7 protein-coding genes are annotated in these 5,495 nt (G+C 38.1%); all 7 read right to left on the bottom strand.

Going from position 1 to position 5,495, the window contains the following annotated elements:
• On the bottom strand, positions 1 to 885 hold an 885-nt coding region (locus MSI_RS12760; RefSeq protein ID WP_039924964.1), incomplete at its 3' end, for an RluA family pseudouridine synthase.
• Positions 885 to 1,448, bottom strand: a complete 564-nt coding sequence (locus tag MSI_RS12765) for a hypothetical protein (RefSeq protein WP_009107775.1) — start codon at positions 1,446 to 1,448, stop codon at positions 885 to 887. The genes MSI_RS12765 and MSI_RS12760, both read right to left, overlap by 1 nt.
• Positions 1,448 to 2,161 carry a YggS family pyridoxal phosphate-dependent enzyme gene (locus tag MSI_RS12770; RefSeq protein WP_009107776.1) on the bottom strand — a complete coding sequence of 238 codons (714 nt, stop codon included), beginning with the start codon at positions 2,159 to 2,161 and terminating at the stop codon, positions 1,448 to 1,450. The genes MSI_RS12765 and MSI_RS12770 overlap by 1 nt, the downstream gene beginning before the upstream one ends.
• Positions 2,158 to 3,030 (bottom strand): 16S rRNA (adenine(1518)-N(6)/adenine(1519)-N(6))-dimethyltransferase RsmA, encoded by an 873-nt coding sequence (gene rsmA / locus MSI_RS12775; RefSeq protein ID WP_009107777.1) that lies wholly within the window; start codon positions 3,028 to 3,030, stop codon positions 2,158 to 2,160. Before rsmA ends, MSI_RS12770 begins: the two co-directional genes overlap by 4 nt.
• 2 nt (positions 3,031 to 3,032) lie before the next feature.
• Entirely contained in the window at positions 3,033 to 4,166 is a 1,134-nt protein-coding gene (locus MSI_RS14195; protein WP_192807772.1) for a ComEC/Rec2 family competence protein, read from the bottom strand.
• Positions 4,167 to 4,312: 146 nt separating this feature from the next.
• On the bottom strand, positions 4,313 to 4,708 hold the full coding sequence (locus MSI_RS12785; protein WP_192807773.1) for a HEAT repeat domain-containing protein: 396 nt from the start codon (positions 4,706 to 4,708) through the stop codon (positions 4,313 to 4,315).
• A gap of 192 nt (positions 4,709 to 4,900) precedes the next feature.
• On the bottom strand, positions 4,901 to 5,191 hold the full coding sequence (locus MSI_RS12790; RefSeq protein WP_009107780.1) for a hypothetical protein: 291 nt from the start codon (positions 5,189 to 5,191) through the stop codon (positions 4,901 to 4,903).
• Between the last annotated feature and the right edge of the window lie 304 nt (positions 5,192 to 5,495).

The raw sequence follows: 5,495 nt of genomic DNA on the forward strand, positions 1-5,495 counted from the left end.
TGTAAGACTATCTGAACCTGGAAGATGGATCTTAAGCTTGCAGGAATGAAGCATAAGAGTAGCGTCCGGGAAGTCAGGGCATGGCTTATTGTAAGTGGCATCTCCAAGGATCGGACAGCCTAAAAACTTCATGTGAACACGAATCTGATGAGTTCGTCCTGTTTTAATGCGGACTCTCATAAGGGAATAATTTCCGTAAGTAGCAAGGCAGTGGTAGATAGTTCTTGCAAATTTTCCTTCATCAGTATTTTCAACAGCCTTAAAACGGTGGCGGTTTTTCGGGTCGCGGATAATCTGGGTTCTGATATCGCCTTTCATAGCCTTGGGGCGTCCGGTACAGATACAGATATATTCTTTTTGTAAGGTTTTGTCTTTAAACTGCTTTTGAAGCCATTCTTCGCTATCCCTGTTTTTTGCGGTTATGATAAGGCCACTGGTTTCTTTATCAAGACGGTGAACAATACCCGGACGGCGGCGTTCCAGAATTTCAGCATCGCTTCCCTCTTTTAGCTGTTCAATTGAGGTTCTTCCCCAGTGGTATAAAAGGGCATTTACAAGGGTTCCTGTCCAGTTTCCGCAGGCAGGATGTGTTACCATTCCCTGGGCTTTGTTTACAACAGTTACGTTGTCATCTTCGTAAACAATATCAAGGGGAATATTTTCTGGTTCAATGTTGTCTGGAATATTATCTTCCCACTGAATGTCTATCTGGTCGTTTGCCTTTACCTTCTGGCTGATTTTTACTTTTTTACCATTTATAAGGATTTCTGTAACTCCGCTTTTTAACTTTGAGCGGTTCATTCCGTTTGGAAGTGAGGCGATGTATTTATCTAGTCTTTCAGATTTTGAATAATCTGAAGGAACCTTAGCACTGAAAAATGGCATTAGTCTGCTCCCAAATCAGTTTTTATAACTTCATTAATTAATTCAACCCCATTTTCATCAAAATCAGGAGGATTAGGAACTGCTTCACTTTCAGGATTATGAGGAAAGCCACCTTCCGGCGGAATCGGGCCTTTTTTATTTTCAACAGGAGTAATCATTAAATCTGAATCCATGATTCCTGCCCTTTTTTTTGCATTTGAGCGTTTTACAAGCTGAATGATTAAGTCTGTAATTCCAATTCCGACACAGATTCCAAGTGAAGTAAAAAGAAGTCCTATCTGTTCATCCTGAGAATAAGAGGATGCTGCAAAAGGGTTTGGAAAATAAGCACTTGAAAAATCATTCTGAACGTATTTATAGCAGGAATAGCCAAGGGTTGTCTGCAAAGTAACAAATGGAAGAGCACCAAGAGTAATGATTTCAAAGCGTCTTATGTCTTTTAAAACTTGCGGAAACTCATTGTCATGATAGGGCTCTGGCGTTGTATCAGCGCCGAAAAGCTGTGCAGATAGAGTAAAGCAGAAAATTATGGCAAATAGTTTTAAAAGACCTTTTTTTTTCATTATTTTGAGTAATCTCTTTCTCCAAAAATTGCAGTTCCTACCCGCACAAGGGTTGAACCTTCTTCGATTGCAATTTCAAAATCGCCAGACATTCCCATAGAAAGTTCCTTCATTTCAAACTGAGGGTATTTTTCTTTCATGCGCTTTGAAAGCTCTCTCAGCAGGATAAAGGATTTTCTTACCCTTTCTTTATCATCTGTAAAAGGCGCCATTGTCATAAAGCCTGCTGGAATTATGTGGGGATATTTTCCTTCTTTTATTGCAGTCAAAGCCTGTTCAAGTTCTTCTTCAGTTTCAAAACCAGATTTTGATTCTTCACCTGTGTGAAATTCAAAAAGTACTTTGATTTGTTTATTAATTTTTGCGCATTGTTTTTCAATTTCATCTAAAAGTGAAAGTCTGTCTACAGATTCAATACAGGAAGCAACTTTTACTGCATTTTTTACCTTGTTGGACTGTAAAACTCCAATCATGTGAAGTTCTATCTGGGGATGTGTTTCGATTATCGGAGAAAATTTTTCAAAGGCTTCCTGAACGCGGTTTTCTCCAAAGAGGAACTGCCCTGCCCCGATTGCTGAAATTACATCTTCTGACGGATGAAATTTGCTGACCGCCATAAGTTTAACGCTTCCTGCTTCTCGACCGGCACGTTTTTCTGCTTCACTTATTTTCTGCTTAATTACTTTTAGATTTTCTGCAATATTTACGATCATTTTTTTACTCCAAGCTGGCTAAGCACATCAGAAAGACGGAGGGTCTCTTCAAGAGTAAGAACTTCTGCACGTTTCTGAGCATCAATCCCTGCTTTTTCAAGAGCCTGGGCACATAAGTCGCCGTTACTTAAAAAGGCAGTCAGGTTGTTTCTTACATTCTTTCTTCTTGATGAAAAAAGGGCTCTTTGCATTTTTACAAAAAGCTTAGCATCTTTACAGCGGGGAAAGTCCTCTTTCTTAGTAAAAAGAACTGAACGGGAATCTACATTTGGCTTTGGCCAGAAATTTGCTCCGCCTAAATCCATAAGGGCTTTTACATCATAAGCCCACTGGCACAAAACTGAAAATGAAGAATAATCCTCGCTGCCAGGTTTTGCGCACATACGCTGGGCAACTTCCTTTTGAACTGTAAAAACACATTTTTCAAAACGGATATCATTTTCAATTGTGTCTGCGATAATTGATGCGGCAATATTATAGGGAAGATTTCCAAAAAATCTGTCTGGAAGGGAGCCTGTTTCGTCCAGGTGCTTTTTCCAGGTTTTAAGAACATCTCCTTCTACAAGGTGGAATTTCCCGTTCTTTGCTTCCTCATCAAAAAACTCACTTACAAGTTTAGCAAAACCGTGGTCAATTTCAAAACAGGTAAGGTCTGCTCCCCTGTTCAAAATTTCCGAAGTCATAGCTCCAAGTCCCGGTCCAACTTCCCAGACTTTTGACTTTTCATCAATATCAAGGGCATCAATCAGCTTTTTTCGGGCAGCTTCATTAATCAAAAAATTCTGTCCGAATTTCTTTTGCATGGAAAAGCCCTTTGAGTCAAGAAGGTTTTTCAATTCAGATGATGAGTTATAATCAGGACACTTCAAATTTATTCTCCAAAATTAACAAGAGGAGCCTTTGAAAATGCTCCTGTAATTATCTTTATAAAATTATACTCAATCGTTAAAAAAATTGCACTATATGAAGACAAAGGCGGAAAAAACAGACTAAGAATAATAAAAGTAAGGCCTGAATAAATAAAAATTGTAATTAAGGGTGAAACAAAAACTGTTGCAATTACTCCTATGGGAGAAAAGCTTCCGAATAACTTTAGGGAAAGAGGCGCTGTAAAAATCTGAGCACCACAGGAAGCAGAAAGAGAAAGTGAAAAATATGAAGGAAAGAGCCGCATAAGGAGCTTTGTAAGATAGCGGCTTGTGATAAGGATTCCAGCCAGAGCTCCGTAAGAAAGCATAAAACCTGCATTCTGTAAATCTGAAGGGGAAATTATACATTGAAGCAGGAAAGAAAATGATAAAATCATAAGCATATCAGGTTCTTTTACCCCTGCTATAGCGGCAAATAATAGCAGCATGCTGCAGATAAAGGCACGCAATAAGGAGGGGGAAAATCCTGCAAACCATACAAATATGATGAGGGCTGTAAGGCGGATTATAAAGGTGAACTTTTTACGTCCAAAACGGCTTCCAAAAAATAAGGCAATGGCACTGAACATTGAAAGGTGCATGCCGGAAAGGGCTATAATATGTGACAGGCCTGCGTTCTTAAAATTTGAATATAGAGAGCCTTCTAAATATTCTCTGGAACCGCACAAAAGGGCCAGTAAAAGTCCACCGGCAGCATTCCAGGCATACATTAGTCTTTTAAATTGAAGGCGGCAAAGAGCACGAAAATAATCAATTTTTCCAAAAAGACTATCCTTCCAGCGGCAATCCAGACATGTTTTTACAAGAAAGCTTTCTGCGGCACCTTCAAGAAAGTTTCCTGTAAAAGTATATTGGGCGCCGCTTTCGTATAAATAAGCTCCTTTTCCTGTGGCTGCTGAATATAACTTTCCTGGGAAGAAGGCTTCTGCCATGGAAGAAGGAATTAATACGTTAATAATGCCTTTAGAAGAGGAGATAAGGCTTTTGCTGCCACTATTAACTCCGGCTTTTGAAAGCTCTAATTTCCCGACATAGTATTTTCCACTCTGTGTTTTTGCAGGGGAATTGATCAGCATTCCTTCTATAAAGTTTATTTGTTCTGCCTTTACAAGCTGTTTAGGAGGATTTCTTTCCGGAATATTAAATAGACCGGAATAAAAGATAAAAATGCAGAGTAATACTGCTGATAAAAAGGGTTTATCTAATAGTTTTATAAATAGTCTTACTGCCATCTAAGTCCTGCCAGCGCCTCCCGGGCAGCTGACAAAACTTCATCCGGGTAACTTAAGTAAGTTACAGCCAGAAGATAGTCAAAGGCTGTTTTATTTCCGATGGCGCCTAATGTATTAATGACAGCCTTAACAACAGAAATTGAAAGTTTTTCATCCTTTTCTTTTTTGTTGTTAAATTCTTCCAAAAGCGCACAAAGGGTATTTACAGATTCAATCGGTGAAATCTCAGCCATTGAAGAAATTACCCGTGAAAAATACTCTTCCTTAATTACACCGTTATCAAACATTTTTTTACAGAAACGAAGATAATCAATTGCAATGGAAGAGGCTCTTGTCCACTTGTTTTCTTCAAGAATTGAAAGACACTGACTCTGCAAGTTATCCACTTCATTTGTGAATTTAGAAGCACTGTCTACTAATAATATAGTCTCAGACAATGAAATTTCGGAAATCTCACAGAGTAAATTTTTAGAAATTTTTGAATTTTTTTGTGTTAGCGCAAAAACCTTACAGGTTTGAGTAATATCTTTTGAGCGGATAATCTGAATAATCTCATTAACCGAAAAAGACAGAAAGATTTATAAGGGCTTTTCTATATCCTCATAAAAGGCTGAAAAACGCTTGTTGTTCCAGAGATTGTAAAGGATTACAAAAGAGTCTCTGTTTCCTGTAATTTCAAGAGTATTTATAACAGCCTTGATTACGCTTGAATCAGAGCCCGGGTTCACGTTTTGTATATATTCATTCAAAATTGCAGTGAAGTTTTTAATATCAGTCTTGTCTTTTATTGCTGCAATTTTCTGAAGAACGGCAATCTGAACCGTGCTGCTGTCATTAAAATCCTTAAAAATTTCTATAAAATATTTCATTAGGACGGCAGCCTGCTGAGGTGCCTTTGAAAAATAATCTGCAGGAATGGAAAGAATTGCAGAAATTACAAGTCCGTCTAAATCACGGTCGGTTCCGATATACTGTTTATTTTCAAGTGCAAATTCGAGAGCCTTTGTAGAAAGCCATATTCCTTCTTCACCGTTTGCTTCTCTGACTGCGCTTGTTTTGTCTGTAATATTACCTTTTATAAAGTCTTTTGTGCAGGAAGTTTTTGCTGCAGCAGTAATTGTGCCTGTAAAATTAAAAGAATTGAAAGAATTGCAAGCTTAGTAATAATTTTTT

It is taken from the genome of Treponema sp. JC4, assembly GCF_000260795.1.
In the GTDB taxonomy this organism is placed as follows: domain Bacteria; phylum Spirochaetota; class Spirochaetia; order Treponematales; family Treponemataceae; genus Treponema_D.

Coding starts and splice junctions, on each gene's coding strand:
- MSI_RS12765 (WP_009107775.1), bottom strand. CDS start 1,448: ATGAAAAAAAAAGGTCTTTTAAAACTATTTGCCATAATTTTCTGCTTT.
- MSI_RS12770 (WP_009107776.1), bottom strand. CDS start 2,161: ATGATCGTAAATATTGCAGAAAATCTAAAAGTAATTAAGCAGAAAATA.
- MSI_RS14195 (WP_192807772.1), bottom strand. CDS start 4,166: ATGCTGATCAATTCCCCTGCAAAAACACAGAGTGGAAAATACTATGTC.
- MSI_RS12790 (WP_009107780.1), bottom strand. CDS start 5,191: ATGAAATATTTTATAGAAATTTTTAAGGATTTTAATGACAGCAGCACG.